Here is a 15,589-nt window from a genome sequence, read left to right as displayed (position 1 = left end):
GGTTGCTCAACCCTGGTGGGGCGACTGCCTAGCTGTCGGGGCCGGGCCCCGAGCGGCCGTCAGCCTCCGAAGACCCAGAACGTGAGCTTGCCGATGCCCAGGTCGATCACGGTGACGAAGGCCATGATCACGGCGACGAACACGAGCACGACGCTCGTGTAGGTGATCAGCTCCGACCGCGTGGGCCGGACGACCTTCTTCAGCTCCGCGACGACCTGGCGGACGAAGAGCGCGATGCGGGCGAACAGGCCGCGACGAGCATCCGACGAACCCTTGCGGGCCTTGGGTGCCGACGGGCGCGCCGCCGAACCCTCGGCGTCGGACGCCGCAGCCGGTGCTGTTTCGCTCACGTCTGGCCCCTACGTCTCGTGGTGGTTCCTCAAGCCGGGCCCCGTGCGGATACCCAGCAGACGGGCGGCCGACGCGTCGCGCCGGACCGACCGGCGGTCCTGCTCGCCATCTCGTACGTCCCGACACACCTGAACGTAGAAACGCGTGCGCAGGGCAGACAGGACTCGAACCTGCAACCTGCGGTTTTGGAGACCGCTGCGCTACCAATTGCGCCACTGCCCTACGGCGGCCTGGGCCTCCACGACTCCCCGTGCGCACGCACCGACGGACACCACCCGCTGGGGGGTCCGAGCGGCCACCCGGAGGCCTCCGGGGCACGGCTCATCATGGCGGACGTCAACCGCCGGGGGTTCACTGTACGCGACGAGCGCCCGTGGGTCGAACCGCGCGGAGGGCACCAGCCCACGCGCCGATACGACGGGCACGACCCGACGTGACCTCTGCCACTATGGGGGCCGTGAGCGAGCAGACCCCTCCCCGTGCCCGTGTGTCCGCCCGACTGGCCGCGATCGCCGAGTCCGCGACGCTGGCGGTCGACGCCAAGGCCAAGGCGCTCAAGGCGGCCGGCCGGCCGGTCATCGGCTTCGGTGCCGGGGAGCCCGACTTCCCGACCCCCGCGTACATCGTCGACGCGGCCGTCGCCGCCGCCAAGGACCCGGTGAACCACCGCTACACGCCGGCGGCCGGCCTGCCCGCCCTGCGCGAGGCGATCGCGACGAAGACGCTGCGGGACTCGGGCTACGAGGTCAAGCCGTCGAGCGTGCTGGTGACCAACGGCGGCAAGCAGGCCGTCTATCAGTCGTTCGCGGCGATCGTGGACCCGGGCGACGAGGTGCTGCTGCCAGCGCCGTACTGGACCACCTACCCGGAGGCGATCCGGCTCGCGGGCGGCGTCCCGGTCGAGGTGTTCGCCGGTGCGGACCAGGGGTACCTGGTGACAGTCGAGCAGCTCGAGGCGGCCCGGACGCCGCGGACCAAGGCGCTGCTCTTCTGCTCCCCGTCGAACCCGACCGGCGCGGTGTACTCCCCCGAGCAGACGGCCGAGATCGGCCGCTGGGCGCTCGAGCACGGCATCTGGGTCATCACCGACGAGATCTACGAGCACCTCACGTACGACCACGCGGTGTTCACGCCGATCCTGCGCGTGGTGCCCGAGCTGACGGACACGACGATCGTGCTCAACGGCGTCGCCAAGACCTACGCCATGACCGGCTGGCGCGTGGGCTGGATGATCGGCCCTGCCGACGTCATCTCCGCGGCGACCAACCTCCAGTCGCACCTGACGTCCAACGTGGCGAACGTGTCGCAGCGGGCGGCGATCGCCGCCCTCAGCGGCGACCTCGCGGCCGTGGAGGAGATGCGGACCGCGTTCGACCGGCGGCGCCGGACCATCGTCGAGATGCTCGGTCAGATCGACGGCGTGCGGATCCCGACGCCCGAGGGCGCGTTCTACGTGTACCCGTCGGTCGAGGGTGTCCTCAGCCGGACCATCCGCGGCGTGACCCCGACGACGTCGGCCGAGCTGGCGACGCTCATCCTCGAGGAGGCCGAGGTGGCCGTCGTGCCCGGTGAGGCGTTCGGGCCGAGCGGGTACCTGCGCCTGTCCTACGCGCTGGGCGACGACGACCTCGTCGAGGGGATCACCCGGATCCAGTCGCTGCTGGCCGAGGCCGAGTAGGCGGTCGCGGACGGCCGACCTGAGACGCCTGCGCACGGCCAGACCCGGCGGACATACTGGGCCCATGCATCGCAGCGCCCGCGCCGACGTTTCGGGCGCCGTGAGCGCTGCCGCCCCTGCACACCGGCGCACGCTCGCGCACCTCACGGTCCGGGCGCGCCTGCTCACGGCCGTCGTCCTGCTGGCGGCCCTGACGGTGATGATCGCCGGCGGCACCGCCTTCGCGCTCCAGGCTGCCGAGACCGACGCCCGGATCGACAACTCGCTGTCGCGCGCCGTCGCCGCGCTGCGTCAGGTGCAGGCCGGCAAGGACCCCACGACGAACCTTCCCTTCGACAGCGTGAGCGCAGTGCTGAAGGAGGGCGTCCGCAACCGCGTGCCCGGCAAGAACGAGGGCGTCATCACGCTGGTCGACGGCGAGCCGAAGTGGCTCCCCGCAGCCGAGACCCGGTCGCTCCGGCTCGAGCGTGACCCCGAGCTCGTCGCGGCCCTGGCGACGCTGCCGGTCGACACCGCAGCGCTGGCCCGGACGGTCACGACCGGCACCACGCGGTACCGCCTCATCGCCGTGCCGGTCCTCCTGTCGGGAGACCCGGGCACCGGCATGTTCGTCGTCGCCTTCGACCGCTCCGCCGAGATGTCGGGCCTGCGCAGCACCTTCCTCACCTACTCCGCCGTCGGGCTCGCGGCCCTCGCTGTCATCGCGGTCGTCGCCTGGTTCGTCGTCGGGCGCCTGCTGCGGCCGATCCGCCTGCTGCGGGACACCACCCGCCGGATCACCGAGTCGGACCTGTCCGAGCGCATCGCCGTGACCGGCAAGGACGACCTGTCGAACATGGCGCGCACCGTGAACGCGATGCTCGACCGGCTCCAGCGGGCCTTCGGGTCGCAGCGCGAGCTCCTCGACGACGTGGGTCACGAGCTGCGCACGCCGCTGACGATCGTGCGCGGCCACCTGGAGCTGCTCGACCCGGACGATCCCGACGACGTCCGCGCCACGCAGGCCCTCGCCCTCGACGAGCTGGACCGGATGCAGCGCCTGGTCGACGACCTCATGACGCTCGCCACCACGGACCGACCCGACTTCGTCCAGTACTCGGCGACCGACGTCGGGCGGCTCACCGACGACGTGTACGACAAGGCCCGCGCGCTGGGCGACCGGCGCTGGGTGGTGGCCGCCCGGGCGGACGTGACGGTGCAGCTCGACGCGCAGCGCGTCACACAGGCCTGGTTGCAGCTGCTCGCGAATGCCTGCCGCTACTCAGCACCGGGCTCCACCGTGCGCCTCGGCAGCGAGGTGTCGGGCGACCGACTGCTGCTGTGGGTGCGCGACGAGGGTCCCGGGGTGCCGCCCGGCGAGGAGGGCCGGATCTTCGAGCGGTTCCACCGCGGGCAGGCCGACCGCATCTCCCACGGCGCCGGGCTGGGGCTGCCGATCGTCGCCGCGATCGCCCACGCCCACCACGGAGAGGTGTTCGTGGAGCATCCACCGGCTAACGTCGGGCCCGGCGTGGTCTTCGTGCTGGACCTGCCGGCCGTCGATCTCGTGGACGGCGAGACCCGAACCGTCGCCCAGCTGGTGGAGAACCGATGACGCACATCCTCATCGCGGAGGACGAGGAGCGCATCGCCGCCTTCGTGGCCAAGGGCCTGCGCGCCGCCGGGTTCGAGACGAGCGCCGTGACGTCCGGCGAGGACGCGATCGCCCGGGTCCAGGCGGGCGACGTCGACCTGCTCGTCCTCGACCTCGGCCTGGTGGACATCGACGGGTTCGAGGTGCTGCGGCGCTTGCGAGCCGCCGGTGAGACCGTGCCCGTCATCGTGCTCACCGCGCGCTCGTCGGTCACCGACACCGTGACGGGGCTGGAGTCCGGGGCCGACGACTACATGGCCAAGCCGTTCCGGTTCGAGGAGCTGCTGGCCCGCGTCCGGCTGCGTCTGCGCGCCCAGACGGCGGCGCCCGGGGAGGCCTCCGTGCTCAAGCACGGGGCGCTCCAGCTGGACCTGCGGACCCGACGGATGAAGGTCGGCACCCAGGAGGTCGACCTCTCCGCACGGGAGTTCGCGCTGGCCGAGACGTTCCTGCGCCACCCCGGCGATGTCCTCACTCGCGAGCGCCTGCTGTCCGAGGTGTGGGGTTTCGACTTCGACCCCGGGTCCAACGTGGTCGACGTGTACGTGAGGTACCTGCGGCGCAAGGTCGGCGCGGAACACTTCGACACGGTCCGGGGCGTGGGGTACCGGTTGATCGACGCGACCACGGCTGGCGTGTGAGCAGTCGCGATCTGGCCCTCCTGCCGAAGGCCCACCTGCACCTGCACTTCACGGGCTCCATGCGGGTTTCCACGCTGGCGGAGCTGGCCGCGACCCACGGCATCCGCCTGCCGTCCGCCCTCCTCGACGACGACGCCCTGCACGTGCCCGCCGACGAGCGCGGCTGGTTCCGGTTCCAGCGGCTCTACGACGCCGCGCGCGCGTGCGTCCGCGGCGAGGCGGACATGCGCCGGGTAGTGACCGAGGCCGTCGAGGACGACGCGCTCGAGGGGTCGGGCCGGCTCGAGATCCAGGTGGACCCGACGTCGTACGCGCCGTTCGTCGGGGGCCTGACGCCCGCGCTGGAGATCGTGCTCGACGCGGTGCGGTCCGCATCGGCGAGCACCGGGGTCGACGTCGGCGTCATCGTCGCCGCCTCCCGCATGCGGCACCCGCTCGAGGCGCGCACGCTGGCCCGGCTCGCGGCCCACCACGCCGGCGACGGGCCCGGCCAGGTGGTCGGCTTCGGGCTGTCCAACGACGAGCGCCGGGGCGAGACGTCCGAGTTCGCGCACGCGTTCGCGATCGCCCGTGACGCCGGGCTGGCCTCGGTGCCCCACGGCGGGGAGCTCCTGGGGCCCGCGCACGTCGAGGACGTCGTCGAGCACCTGCACCCCGACCGCCTGGGCCACGGCGTCCGGTCCGCCGAGGACCCCCGCGTGCTGGCGCGCGTGGTCGACGAGGGCGTGGCGCTCGAGGTGTGCCCCGCGTCCAACGTGTCGCTCGGCGTGTACGACAGGGCGTCCGACGTCCCCCTGCGCGCGCTCGTCGAGGCCGGCGCGACCGTGGCGCTCGGGGCCGACGACCCCCTGCTGTTCCGGTCCCGGTTGGTCGACCAGTACGTGCTGGCGCGCGAGGTGCACGAGTTCACCGACGACGAGCTCGCGGAGCTGGCGCGGTCGTCGATCCGGGCGAGCCGCGCGAGCGACGGCGTGCGGGCGCGGCTGCTTGCCGGGGTGGACGACTGGCTGGCGTCTTGACACCGCGCAGCGACTCACGTCATTGTATCAATACATCAACTCATTGATACAGGAGACGGTCATGGTCGTCAGCATCTGGCTTGTCCTCGCACTCGCTCTCGTCGGCGGCGTCGCCTGGGCGCTGCGGCCCGTTCGCACGACCGGTCCGATCTCACCGTCGGAGGCGTGGATCGCGGCCACCGGGCACGCCCGCCGGGTCTCCCTGCTCGCCTGGTGCGTCCTGATCCCGGTGCCATTGGCCGTCCTCGCCCTCTCGACCCCGTATCTCCAGGGGCTCACGCTCGGCGCGATCACCGCCGCTCTGCCGTCCCTCGCCGGAGTCGGGTTCGTGGTCGTGCACCTGGTCGGAGAGCTGACCTGGCCCCGACCGGCGGGTCCGGTGCGTCGCGCTCCCCTGGTCCGGCGCCGGATCCGAGACATCACCCCCCGCGCGCTGGCCGCCCTGACCTGCACGTGGCTCGCGCTGCTCGGCTTCCTGCTGGTGCTCTGCGGGGCGGTGGCGGGGACCGGTGGCCGCTCGCTCTCCTACGCTCAGGTCGACGGGTCGGTGAGCACGATGAGCCCGTTCCCGGGGTGGTACTACGGGCGATTTATCGGGGTCCCCATGGTCGTCCTCGTCGCGGGCTGCATCGCTGTCCTCGCCCTCGTCGCCCGTCGGCCGGCCGTGGCCGACACGGACCCCGCTGCGGACGCCACGCTGCGGAGAACCTCCGCCCGGCGGGTGCTGGCCGGGGTGCAGCTGATGGTCGCCTGGACGCTCACACCGTGCGTCTTCGTGGCCGCGAACGCCGTACGAGGGGTGGACCCCCGATGGGCCGACGCCTTCGGCCCCGGATCCGCACGGGCCCTCGCCGCGACCGCGGCCGTCGCCGCCGTCGTCATCGCGCTCACCGCCGCGGTCGTCGCGCTGCGTTGCAGCCGCGCCCCCGCGGCAGGTGCCGCCACCGTGCCGGTCCTTGCCCCGCCCGTGACGGCATGACCGCGCAGCTCGAGGTCGATCTCACCTCCGGCGTCCCCGCGTTCGAGCAGATCCGCGCGCAGGTGGTCGCGCACGTCGCGGCCGGGCGGCTGGTGGCCGGCGACCGGCTGCCCACCATCCGCGCGCTGGCCACCGACCTCGGTCTGGCCGCCGGGACGGTCGCGCGGGCGTTCCGCGAGCTGGAGGCCGAAGGCGTCGTCGAGACCCGTCGCCGAGCCGGGACGGTCATCGCGGAGGGCGCCTCCGTGCCGACCGACATCGCGCGCCGGGCCGCCGAGACGTACGTCGCCGCCGTCCGGGCGGCCGGCCTGACCGACGACGAGGCGCTCGTGCTGGTGCACGGCGCGCTGCTCGGGCGTCAGAGCGTGACGCCCACCAGCACCGGTTCCGGCTCGAGCTCGACCCCGAAGGACGCCCGGACGCCGTCGCGCACCTGACGGGCGAGCGCGAGCAGGTCCTCGGCCTTCGCTCCCCCGCGGTTGGTCAGCGCGAGCGCGTGCTTGGTCGAGAGCGTCGCGGGGCCGGGAGCACCGAAGCCTCGCGAGAAGCCGGACCGCTCGATGAGCCAGGCGGCGCTCGACTTCACGCGCCCGTCGTCCGTCGGGAAGCGGGGGGCGTCCTCCGGCAGCGCGGCCGCGGCGTCGGCGGAGAGGAACGGGTTGGTGAAGAACGAGCCCGCGCTCCACGTGTCGTGGTCGGCGGGGTCGAGCACCATGCCCTTGCGGGCCCGCAGGGCGAGCACGGTCTCGCGGACCTGGGCGAGCGGCGCGCGCTGGCCGACCTCGATCCCCAGCGTCCGGGCCAGCTCGGCGTAGACGATCGGGCGGGACAGATCACCGGGGCGCAGCTGGAAGGTCACGTCCAGCACCACGTAGCGGGGCGTCGGCGACCATGGGGCACGCGGATCGTCGGCGTCAGCCGACCGCATCGACCGCTTGAGCAGCGACGTGCGGTAGCCGAACGCGAGCGTCACCAGCGGCAGCGTACGAACCTTGCCGCGGCTGCGGTCCCAGACCCGGACGGTCGCGATGCTCTGCGACACCTCCTGGCCGTACGCGCCGACGTTCTGCACCGGCGTCGCACCCGTCGAACCCGGGATGCCCGAGAGCGTCTCGATGCCCGTGAGCTCCTGCTCGACCGCGTACCGCACGACGTCGTCCCAGGGCGTCCCGGCCGGCACGCTCAGCGTCGCCCCGGCGCACGCCGAGGCGTCCGGGACATCGATCCCGCTGCGCACGTCACGCACGACGACCCCGTCGAACCCCGCATCCGCCACCAAGAGGTTGGACCCACCGCCGACGACCAGCACGGGCTCACCCGCCTCGTCCGCCGCGCGCACGGTCTCGATCAGCTCGGCCTCGGTCGCCGTCTCCACGTACCGGCTCGGCGCACCGCCGACCCGCAGGGTCGTGAGGTCGGCGAGGCTGGAGGACAGCGCGGTCGTGGCGGGCCAGTGGATCGTCGGAGGGACGCTCGCGGGCGAGCAGTCGTCCGTGCTCAGCTCGGTCTGCACGCGATCAGGCTAGCCCTCGCTGCTTGAGCGGGGCGGCCGCGTTCACCACCAGCAGACCGAGGACCACGGGCACGACGATGACCAGCAGTGCGTGCCGGTACCCGACGTGCTGGGCGAGCAGGCCGAGCAGCGGCGGGCCGGCGAGGAACGCGCTGTACCCGATGGTCGAGACCACGCTCACCCGCGCGGCGGCGCGGATCGGGTCGTCGGCGGCCGCGCTCATGCCGACGGGGAAGCCGAGCGCGGCGCCCGCACCCCAGGCCACGATGCCGATCACCGCGAGCCAGAGGTGGCCGGCGAGCGCGAAGGTGACGAGTCCGACGATCGACAGCGCTGCGCACAGGCGCAGGATCGCCACGCGGCCGTACCGGTCGAGCAGCGTCGTGCCGAACCAGCGCATGCCCGTCATCGCCGTGACGAAGATGGCGAACGTGAGCGCGCCCAGGGCGTGCGGGACGTCGAAGCCGTCGACGACCGCGAGGCTGACCCAGTCGTTGGCGGAGCCCTCGGTGAGGGCGGCGGCCAGCACGACGAGACCGATGAGCAGCGTGCGCGGCTCGAGCCAGGCGGCCAGCGCCCCCCGGGCACCCTTCTCCGGTCGGTCGGCCGGGTGCCGCAGGTCCGGCTCGTCGGCCGCGGGCAGGAAGGCCCGCACCGCGAACGCGACGCCGACCACCGACAGGACCACCGCGATCGGGATGTGCACGATGACCGGGACGTGCAGCCACGCCGCGACCGCGGCGATACCGGCGGCGGCCACGGTGCCGAACGAGAAGCCCGCGTGGTAGCGCGGCATGATCGTGCGACCGAGGTGCTGCTCGACGACCGCACCCTCGACGTTCATCGACGCGTCCCAGACCCCGGTGCCGACGCCGAACAGCACCAGCCCCAGGCCGACGACCGCGACCTCGCCGAGCGCCACGCCGATCGAGGCCACGACGAGCCCGCTGGCGTTGAGGATCGCGAACGCGAGCACCGTCCGGCGGGCACCGAGCCGCTCGATCACCATGCCCGACAGCGGCAGCGCGACCAGCGACCCGACCGCGCCGACGAGCAGCAGCAGGCCCATCTGCGCCGGGTCGAACCCGAGCCCGTCGCGGATCGCCGGCAGGCGCGCGGCCCAGCTGGCGAAGTTGAAGCCGTTGAGGAAGAAGACGACGAAGACGGCGATCGAGGCCTTCTCCACCACGCGCGAGACGTGCGCGGACGCGCTCGTCCCGAGCAGCTCGTCGTCGTGTCCCGCTGGCGTCGTCATCGGCCCTCCGGTGTTCATGATGTCGTCCGTTCGCTAGTTAGGGCACACGCACGAGGCGGCGGCGGGTGTGACGGCGGTCGGCCGTCACGTGGTCGGCGTGCCGGGCGGCGATCGCGCCGTACGGGTCCGGGTCGGCGTCCGCGAGATGGACGATCGGCTCGTCGTCCTTTGGACGTGTGGGCGCCTCCGCGATCGACACCCGCTCGGGGGCTACGCGCCCGGCGAGCAGCACGCTCGCCACCATCGCGACGGCGATGACGACGAGGGCGTGCCGGGCGCCGGTCGACGCGGCCGCGATCCCGAGCAGCGGTGGGGCCGCGATCGAGGCCACCGAGGCGAACGAGGACACCACGGCGACGCGACCGGCCGCGCGCATGGGGTCGTCGGACGCCGCGGCGATGCCCACGGGCACGGCGAGCGCGGCGCCGAAGCCCCAGAGCACGATGCCGACGGCGGCCAGGACCAGGGACGGCGCGAAGCCGAAGAGCAGCAGGCCGACGATCGACACGACCCCCGAGACCCGCAGGACAGGGACGCGGCCGAACCGGTCGATGAGGCGGGTGCCGAGCAGGCGGACCAGGGTCATCGCGCCGACGAAGACGCCGAGCATCGCGCCGCCGACGGCCTCGGTCTGGTCGAACCCGTCGACCACGGCGAGCGACAGCCAGTCGTTGGCGGACCCCTCGGAGAGGGCCGCGGCCATGATGACGACGCCGATGAGCAGAGTGCGGGGCTCCCGCCACGAGTCGAGCGAGCTGGCGATCCGGCGGCGTCGGCCCATCGTCGCCGCCCCGGCGGGCGTGACCGCACGCGTCCGGGGGCGGTCGCCGTGGGCGTCGGCGAGCACGACACCGCGCAGCGAGGCCAGCCGCCAGACGACGGCCAGGACCGCGACCGCGACGAACTGCGCCGTGACCGACACCCCGAGGTGCGACGCCGTCGCCCCCAGCGCCGAGCCGGTCACGGCGCCGATCGAGAAGGCGGCGTGGAACTGCGGGATGACCGTGCGGCCCATGGCGCGCTCGATGCGGGCGGACTCGACGTTGAGGGGCACGTTGCCCAGCGCGACGGCCACGCCGTTGAGGAAGATGCCGATGCCGAGCATGGTCAGCGACCCGATGGAGGGTCCGATGCCCATGAGGACGAGGGCGACCGCGAGCACGGCCGTCGACGCGATGATCCCGACGCGGCTGCCGAACCGCTGCACGACCATGCCCGAGACCGTGACCGTGAGCAGGGCGCCCACCGAGCCGACGAGCAGCAGGACGCCGAGCTCGGACGTAGACAGGTCGAGCAGGTCGCGGACCGTCGGGATCCGCGCGAGCCAGCTGGAGAAGGTGATGCCCGCGAGGGCGAAGAGACCCATGAGGAGCCAGCGGGCTCGACTCACTGCGGGGGTGGGGTGGCGCACGGCTCGCTCCATCGTTCTGGCTTGCGTATCGAATCGATTCGACCGGGCGCCGTCGGGATCGGTCGAATCGATTTGAGGGACGGCCACAGTCTGCGGGTACGCTGGCCGCTGCGTCAAACGCTTTGCCCGTCCGCGCGTCGCGTCCCTCCAGGTCCGCGCCGCCGACCCGGAGGTCCGAGACCTGTCTTCCCTACGCCCCACCCTGGCCGACGTCGCCGCCGCGGCGCACGTGTCGGTGTCGACCGCGTCGCTCGCGTTCTCGGGCGCCGGTCCGATCGCCGCGGCCACCCGGCAGCGGGTGCTCGACGCGGCCGCCGCGCTGGACTACTCGGGGCCCAACCCGCTCKGCCGCCAGCTGCGCCGCGGGCGGTCGGGGATCGTCGGCGTGATCGTGGGCGACTCGCTGCGCCGCTCGTTCCGTGACCCCGTGTCGATCCAGGTGCTCGACGGCCTGGTCAGCACGCTCGGCCCGCTCGATCTCGGCGTCCTGCTCATCCCCGGGTCCAGCGACCCGAGCGGACCGGCGGTCGACCCCCTGATCGAGTCCGCCGCGATGGACGTCGCCGTGATCATGTGGGGCGGCACGACGGACGACCCCATGCTCGGCGCCCTGCGGCGGCGCGGCATCCCGACCGTCCTCCTCGAGGGCCAGCACCAGAGCGACGTCAGCTCGGTCGGGATCGACGACCGCGGCGGGATGCGCCAGGCGACCGAGCACCTGCTCTCGCTCGGGCACACCCGGATCGCCACCGTCACGCTTCCGTTCGACCGGTCGCGCGGCGAGGGGCTCGTGGCCGCCGACCAGATGGACCACCTCAACTGGGAGATCACCCGGCGGAGGATGGCCGGCGTCACCGACGCGGGGGTCACGCCCGTCGCGATCTGGGAGACGCCGGCGTCGCTGGTCGAGCACGGCCGCACCGCCGGCACCGCGCTGCTCTCCACGGCCGACCGGCCGACCGCCATCGCCTGCCAGTCCGACCTGCTGGCGTCCGGCGTCGTGCTCGCCGCCCGGGAGCTCGGGCTGCGCGTGCCCGAGGACGTGTCCGTGAGCGGGTTCGACGGGCTCGACCTGCCGTGGCTCCAGCCGGACGTGCTCACCACGGTCGTGCAGCCGCTGGAGGAGAAGGGCGCCGCGGTCGGTCACGCGGTCGAGGACTTCCTGGCCGGCTCGGGCCCGTCCACGCGCGAGCTGCCCGTGGAGCTTCGGGTCGGGACCACGACGGGCCCCGCGCCCGTCAGCTGAGGCGGACGACCGCCTGGGCCTTGCCGAGCACGCGGACGCCGGCGACGGCGACCGTGAGGTCGATGCGCGCGGTCCCGGCCTCCGGGTCGAGGGCGCCGACGACGGCGACGACCTCGATGGTCGCGGCCCCGGGATCGGGCACCGGGACGGGACGCGTGAAGCGGACCTGGTAGTCGAGGACCGCACCGGGGTCCCCCGCCCAGTCGGCGACGACGCTCGAGGCCGCGCCCATGGTCCACATGCCGTGCGCGATGACGCCCGGCAGGCCGACCGAGGTGGCGACGCGGTCGTTCCAGTGGATGGGGTTGAAGTCGCCGCTGGCGCCGGCGTACCGGACCAGCCGCGCGCGGTCGACGGTGATCTCGCGGCGGGCGACCTCGTCGCCGACGGTCAGCTCGCTCGTCATGACTCCTCCGGGCGCACGGCCAGCGTGGACACGACGGTCGCGACGGCCTCGCCGTCCTCCGCCGAGATCTCGGCGCGCGTCGTGATCATAGCCAGCCCGGCGCGCACGGTGATCGAGTCGACGTGCAGGACCGTGACCAGGCGGTCGCCCGCGTGGATGGGCCGGTGGTGCGTGAACCGCTCGTCGGCGTGCACGACGCGGCTGAAGTCGATCCCGGCGGCGGGGTCCTCGAACAGCTGGGCCTCGGCCCGCTGGGCCACGACAACGGCAAACGTCGGCGGCGCGATGACGTCGGGATACCCGAGCGTGCGCGCCACCGACGGATCCGTGTGGGCTGCGTGGGAGGCGCCGACCGCGTCGGCGAACTCCCGGAGCTTCTCTGCGCCTACCTCGTAGGCCTCGGTCGGCGGGTACTGACGTCCCGCGTACCCGACATCGACCGGCATGGACGCGAGGTCAGCGGGTCTCGCGGTGCAGGGTGTGGCGGTTGTCGCGCGGGCAGAACTTCTTCATCTCGAGACGGTCGGGGTCGTTCCGACGGTTCTTCTTCGTGATGTAGTTCCGCTCCTTGCACTCCGTGCACGCGAGCGTGATCTTCGGACGGACGTCCGAGCTCTTGCTGGCCATGGTCTTGCCACCTCTCGCACCCGGTACGGGATGCATGCGATCTCGTCATTGCGCGCCGGCCGACGCGCTGTTGTGTCACTGGCGGTAGCGGGAGCGGGACTCGAACCCGCGACACCACGATTATGAGCCGTGTGCTCTAACCACCTGAGCTACCCCGCCATGTCGATGCGCCCGGGTCAGTGCCGCGGAATCACGACACATCCTTCGAACACACCACAGAGCCCCGAAAGGGAATCGAACCCTTGACCTTCTCCTTACCATGGAGACGCTCTGCCGACTGAGCTATCGGGGCAGCGCGAGCAAGGTTACACGGGCCCTGGGGTGGTCGCGAAATCGGCCGCCGTGCCGTGCGTCACCGCCCCGTTCCTAAACGATTCACGTCATGGTCGGTGCCGCTCGCTGCGTGCCACGATCCGGCCCATGCGCCAGCCTCGACGCAGCATCGTTGCTGCCCTCACGCTCACCGCCGCCCTCCTGCTCAGCACCACCGCGTGCACGGGTGGCGACGACGACGCCGCCACCTCGGGTGCCGGCACGGCGGGCACGCAGGCCGCCACGACCTGGCCCACCGCGATCGACCCCACCGCCGCCGCCGACCAGTTCTGGGTGGTGTGGACCGACGTCACCGAGACCGGCGACGGGGACACGACCACGCTGCAGCCCTCGATCGACTCCCTGTCCGCCCTCGGCTACCAGACGCTGCCGTGGGATCCCGCGTGCCAGAGCGGCGCCGAGGAGCAGCTGGCCGGCCTGACCGGGTTCGCCGACCCGCTGGGCGTGGGCGTCGCGTTCGGGTCGGCGCAGGACGCCGGGACGTTCGACACGCTCTACGAGGGTGCGACGGTCTCGCTCACCGAGGGGACGTACACCTGCGCCGCGACGGCCTGACCGACCCACGAACGGGCTGTCCTCGACCTCGGGGGCGGCCCGTCGTGCTGTCCCGGGAACGACGAACGGCCGCTCTCGCGAGGAGAACGGCCGTCCGGTCCGTGGCGGGTGAGGGATTCGAACCCCCGTAGGCGTTGCCAGCTGATTTACAGTCAGCCCCCTTTGGCCACTCGGGTAACCCGCCAAGGGTGTGCCCACCGACCGAGAGGACGCCCCAGGGGCGAACGCGCGTGCAGCGTGCGGGTGGAAGGATAGCAACTCCCGGGCAGTGCTCGCGAAACGCAGGCGAGCACCACGAGCACCGACGCCCACGAGACCAGTCCGCGCGACCGCGGGCAGCAGGAGGAGAGCCATGGCGAGCGAAGCCTCGTTCGACGTCGTCAGCAAGGTCGACCGCCAGGAGGTGGACAACGCCCTCAACCAGGCCTCGAAGGAGATCGCCCAGCGGTACGACTTCAAGGGCGTCGGCGCCTCGATCGCGTGGAGCGGCGAGAAGATCCTGATGATCGCCAACTCCTCCGAGCGGGTGCTCGCGATCCTCGACGTCTTCCAGACCAAGCTGATCCGGCGCGGCATCTCCCTGAAGTCCCTGGACACCGGCGGCGACGACGCACCCGAGCCGAAGCCGTCCGGCAAGGAGTACCGCCTCGAGGCGCTCATCAAGGAGGGCCTCAGCAGCGAGACCGCCAAGAAGGTGGCGAAGATCATCCGCGACGAAGGGCCCAAGGGCATCAAGACGCAGATCCAGGGCGACGAGCTGCGGGTCACCGGCAAGAGCCGCGACGACCTGCAGGCCGTCATCGCGCTGCTCAAGGGCGCCGACGTGGACGCCGACCTGCAGTTCACGAACTACCGCTGACCCTCCGGTGCCGCGGGGAGCGGCCGCCGACGGCGCGGCTCGTCGCGCTGCGCGTGCCTGCGTCGTGATGGACGCCGGACGGGTCGCAGGTCAGTAGCGTTCGATGCCGCCCTGCTGGCCGGCTTGGGCCTCCAGGCGCGCGATGCGGTCGGCCATCGGCGGGTGCGTCGAGAAGAGCCGGCCGATGCCGGCGCCGCGGAACGGGTTGGCGATCATGAGGTGCGAGACGTCGACGAGCTGGCGGTCCTGCGGGAGCGGGCGCGCCTTGGTGCCCTGCTCGAGCTTGCGCAGCGCGGAGGCGAGCGCCAGGGGGTCGTTGGTGAGGCGGGCGCCGTCCTCGTCGGCGTCGAACTCGCGGGTGCGGCCGATGGCGAGCTGGATCATCGTGGCGGCGATCGGTGCGAGGAACGCGAGGAGCAGACCGGCGATCGGGTTGCCGCCGCGGTCGCGGTCGCTGCCCCCGCCGAAGAAGAGCGCGAACTGCGCGAGCGACGTGATGACGCCCGCGACGGCGGCGGCGACCGACGACGTCAGGATGTCGCGGTTGTAGACGTGCATGAGCTCGTGCCCGAGGACCCCGCGCAGCTCGCGCTCGTCGAGCAGCTGGAGGATGCCCTCGGTGCAGCACACGGCGGCGTTCTGCGGGTTGCGGCCGGTGGCGAAGGCGTTGGGGGCCGCCGTCGGGGAGATGTACAGGCGCGGCATGGGCTGGCGCGCGGCCGTCGAGAGCTCGCGCACGATGCGGTACATGCCCGGCTGCTCGATCTCGCTGACGGGCCGCGCGCGCATGGCACGGATCGCGATCTTGTCGGAGTTCCAGTAGCTGTAGGCCGTCATCACGAGGCCGAGGCCCGTGAACAGGAGCAGGTACTTCGGGGTGCCGCCGCCGAGCAGCCAGCCGATGCCGAGCAGGACGGCCCACATCGCTCCGAAGAGCGCGGCCGTCTTCAGTCCGTTGTTGTGCTGGTGGCCCATCGTCCTTCTCTCTGTCTCGGCTCGTGCACCCCTGGAACGCGCGCCGCCGTGTCCAGGTTCCCTCGTATCCTGTCCCCACGTCCCACGACAAGCCTCCGGAGAACGCCC

Annotated in this window: 17 protein-coding genes and 4 tRNA genes; 9 read left to right on the top strand and 12 right to left on the bottom strand. The window is 72.6% G+C overall.

Annotated features, from left to right (window positions below; genetic code table 11):
* Positions 1-59: 59 nt before the first annotated feature.
* Both secE and AC1DYZ_RS15240 read right to left on the bottom strand, forming a co-directional pair.
* Positions 60-350: a preprotein translocase subunit SecE gene (gene secE, locus AC1DYZ_RS15245; RefSeq protein ID WP_456826269.1), complete on the bottom strand. Its 291-nt coding sequence runs from the start codon at positions 348-350 to the stop codon at positions 60-62.
* A gap of 150 nt (positions 351-500) precedes the next feature.
* A tRNA-Trp gene (locus tag AC1DYZ_RS15240) sits at positions 501-573 on the bottom strand.
* A gap of 226 nt (positions 574-799) precedes the next feature.
* Between AC1DYZ_RS15240 and AC1DYZ_RS15235 the strand changes: the two genes are divergently transcribed.
* From AC1DYZ_RS15235 to AC1DYZ_RS15210, 6 genes are all read left to right on the top strand, one after another.
* Positions 800-2,029: a pyridoxal phosphate-dependent aminotransferase gene (locus tag AC1DYZ_RS15235; RefSeq protein WP_477066062.1), complete on the top strand. Its 1,230-nt coding sequence runs from the start codon at positions 800-802 to the stop codon at positions 2,027-2,029.
* 64 nt (positions 2,030-2,093) lie between these two features.
* Positions 2,094-3,623 carry a sensor histidine kinase gene (locus AC1DYZ_RS15230; protein ID WP_477066023.1) on the top strand — a complete coding sequence of 510 codons (1,530 nt, stop codon included), beginning with the start codon at positions 2,094-2,096 and terminating at the stop codon, positions 3,621-3,623.
* Entirely contained in the window at positions 3,620-4,303 is a 684-nt protein-coding gene (locus AC1DYZ_RS15225) for a response regulator transcription factor (protein WP_477066022.1), read from the top strand. The genes AC1DYZ_RS15230 and AC1DYZ_RS15225 overlap by 4 nt, the downstream gene beginning before the upstream one ends.
* Positions 4,300-5,322 carry an adenosine deaminase gene (locus AC1DYZ_RS15220; protein WP_477066021.1) on the top strand — a complete coding sequence of 341 codons (1,023 nt, stop codon included), beginning with the start codon at positions 4,300-4,302 and terminating at the stop codon, positions 5,320-5,322. Before AC1DYZ_RS15225 ends, AC1DYZ_RS15220 begins: the two co-directional genes overlap by 4 nt.
* 61 nt (positions 5,323-5,383) lie before the next feature.
* The gene (locus tag AC1DYZ_RS15215; protein WP_477066020.1) at positions 5,384-6,301 is read left to right on the top strand and encodes a hypothetical protein; all 918 of its coding nucleotides are present in this window, start codon (positions 5,384-5,386) and stop codon (positions 6,299-6,301) included.
* Positions 6,298-6,738, top strand: a complete 441-nt coding sequence (locus AC1DYZ_RS15210; protein WP_477066019.1) for a GntR family transcriptional regulator — start codon at positions 6,298-6,300, stop codon at positions 6,736-6,738. Before AC1DYZ_RS15215 ends, AC1DYZ_RS15210 begins: the two co-directional genes overlap by 4 nt.
* On the opposite strand, the gene AC1DYZ_RS15205 is transcribed toward AC1DYZ_RS15210, so the two are convergent.
* The 3 genes from AC1DYZ_RS15205 to AC1DYZ_RS15195 are packed head-to-tail and all read right to left on the bottom strand — an operon-like array spanning position 6,660 to position 10,480.
* Positions 6,660-7,760 carry a UDP-N-acetylmuramate dehydrogenase gene (locus tag AC1DYZ_RS15205; protein ID WP_477066061.1) on the bottom strand — a complete coding sequence of 367 codons (1,101 nt, stop codon included), beginning with the start codon at positions 7,758-7,760 and terminating at the stop codon, positions 6,660-6,662. The genes AC1DYZ_RS15210 and AC1DYZ_RS15205 overlap by 79 nt on opposite strands.
* A 58-nt stretch (positions 7,761-7,818) precedes the next feature.
* Positions 7,819-9,069 (bottom strand): MFS transporter, encoded by a 1,251-nt coding sequence (locus AC1DYZ_RS15200; RefSeq protein WP_477066018.1) that lies wholly within the window; start codon positions 9,067-9,069, stop codon positions 7,819-7,821.
* A 37-nt stretch (positions 9,070-9,106) separates the two neighbouring features.
* A complete protein-coding gene (locus AC1DYZ_RS15195) occupies positions 9,107-10,480 on the bottom strand; it encodes an MFS transporter (protein ID WP_477066017.1) in 1,374 nt (457 codons plus the stop codon).
* A 181-nt stretch (positions 10,481-10,661) separates the two neighbouring features.
* Between AC1DYZ_RS15195 and AC1DYZ_RS15190 the strand changes: the two genes are divergently transcribed.
* A complete protein-coding gene (locus AC1DYZ_RS15190) occupies positions 10,662-11,726 on the top strand; it encodes a LacI family DNA-binding transcriptional regulator (protein WP_477066060.1) in 1,065 nt (354 codons plus the stop codon).
* On the opposite strand, the gene AC1DYZ_RS15185 is transcribed toward AC1DYZ_RS15190, so the two are convergent.
* The 5 genes from AC1DYZ_RS15185 to AC1DYZ_RS15165 form a co-directional block, all read right to left on the bottom strand.
* Positions 11,719-12,132: a MaoC family dehydratase gene (locus AC1DYZ_RS15185; RefSeq protein ID WP_477052234.1), complete on the bottom strand. Its 414-nt coding sequence runs from the start codon at positions 12,130-12,132 to the stop codon at positions 11,719-11,721. The two genes, AC1DYZ_RS15190 and AC1DYZ_RS15185, sit on opposite strands and share 8 nt — an antisense overlap.
* A complete protein-coding gene (locus AC1DYZ_RS15180; RefSeq protein WP_477066016.1) occupies positions 12,129-12,578 on the bottom strand; it encodes an FAS1-like dehydratase domain-containing protein in 450 nt (149 codons plus the stop codon). The genes AC1DYZ_RS15185 and AC1DYZ_RS15180 overlap by 4 nt, the downstream gene beginning before the upstream one ends.
* Before the next feature lie 10 nt (positions 12,579-12,588).
* A complete protein-coding gene (gene rpmG / locus AC1DYZ_RS15175; RefSeq protein ID WP_029290226.1) occupies positions 12,589-12,759 on the bottom strand; it encodes a 50S ribosomal protein L33 in 171 nt (56 codons plus the stop codon).
* An 85-nt stretch (positions 12,760-12,844) separates the two neighbouring features.
* Positions 12,845-12,918 (bottom strand) — tRNA-Met (locus AC1DYZ_RS15170).
* 60 nt (positions 12,919-12,978) lie between these two features.
* Positions 12,979-13,051: transfer RNA gene (locus AC1DYZ_RS15165), tRNA-Thr, on the bottom strand.
* A 128-nt stretch (positions 13,052-13,179) separates the two neighbouring features.
* On the opposite strand from AC1DYZ_RS15165, the gene AC1DYZ_RS15160 reads away from it, so the two are divergent.
* On the top strand, positions 13,180-13,647 hold the full coding sequence (locus AC1DYZ_RS15160; protein WP_477066015.1) for a hypothetical protein: 468 nt from the start codon (positions 13,180-13,182) through the stop codon (positions 13,645-13,647).
* A gap of 102 nt (positions 13,648-13,749) precedes the next feature.
* Here AC1DYZ_RS15160 and AC1DYZ_RS15155 read toward each other — a convergent pair.
* A tRNA-Tyr gene (locus AC1DYZ_RS15155) sits at positions 13,750-13,831 on the bottom strand.
* Positions 13,832-13,999: 168 nt separating this feature from the next.
* Here AC1DYZ_RS15155 and AC1DYZ_RS15150 point away from each other — a divergent pair.
* Entirely contained in the window at positions 14,000-14,506 is a 507-nt protein-coding gene (locus tag AC1DYZ_RS15150) for a YajQ family cyclic di-GMP-binding protein (RefSeq protein ID WP_477066014.1), read from the top strand.
* Between the two features lie 90 nt (positions 14,507-14,596).
* Here the strand turns inward: AC1DYZ_RS15150 and htpX are convergent, their stop codons facing one another.
* Positions 14,597-15,481 (bottom strand): zinc metalloprotease HtpX, encoded by an 885-nt coding sequence (gene htpX / locus AC1DYZ_RS15145; RefSeq protein ID WP_456826254.1) that lies wholly within the window; start codon positions 15,479-15,481, stop codon positions 14,597-14,599.
* Positions 15,482-15,589: the final 108 nt, after the last annotated feature.

Source organism: Cellulomonas sp. P1_C4, from assembly GCF_056406355.1.
This window is presented reverse-complemented; position numbering and strand designations above follow the sequence as displayed.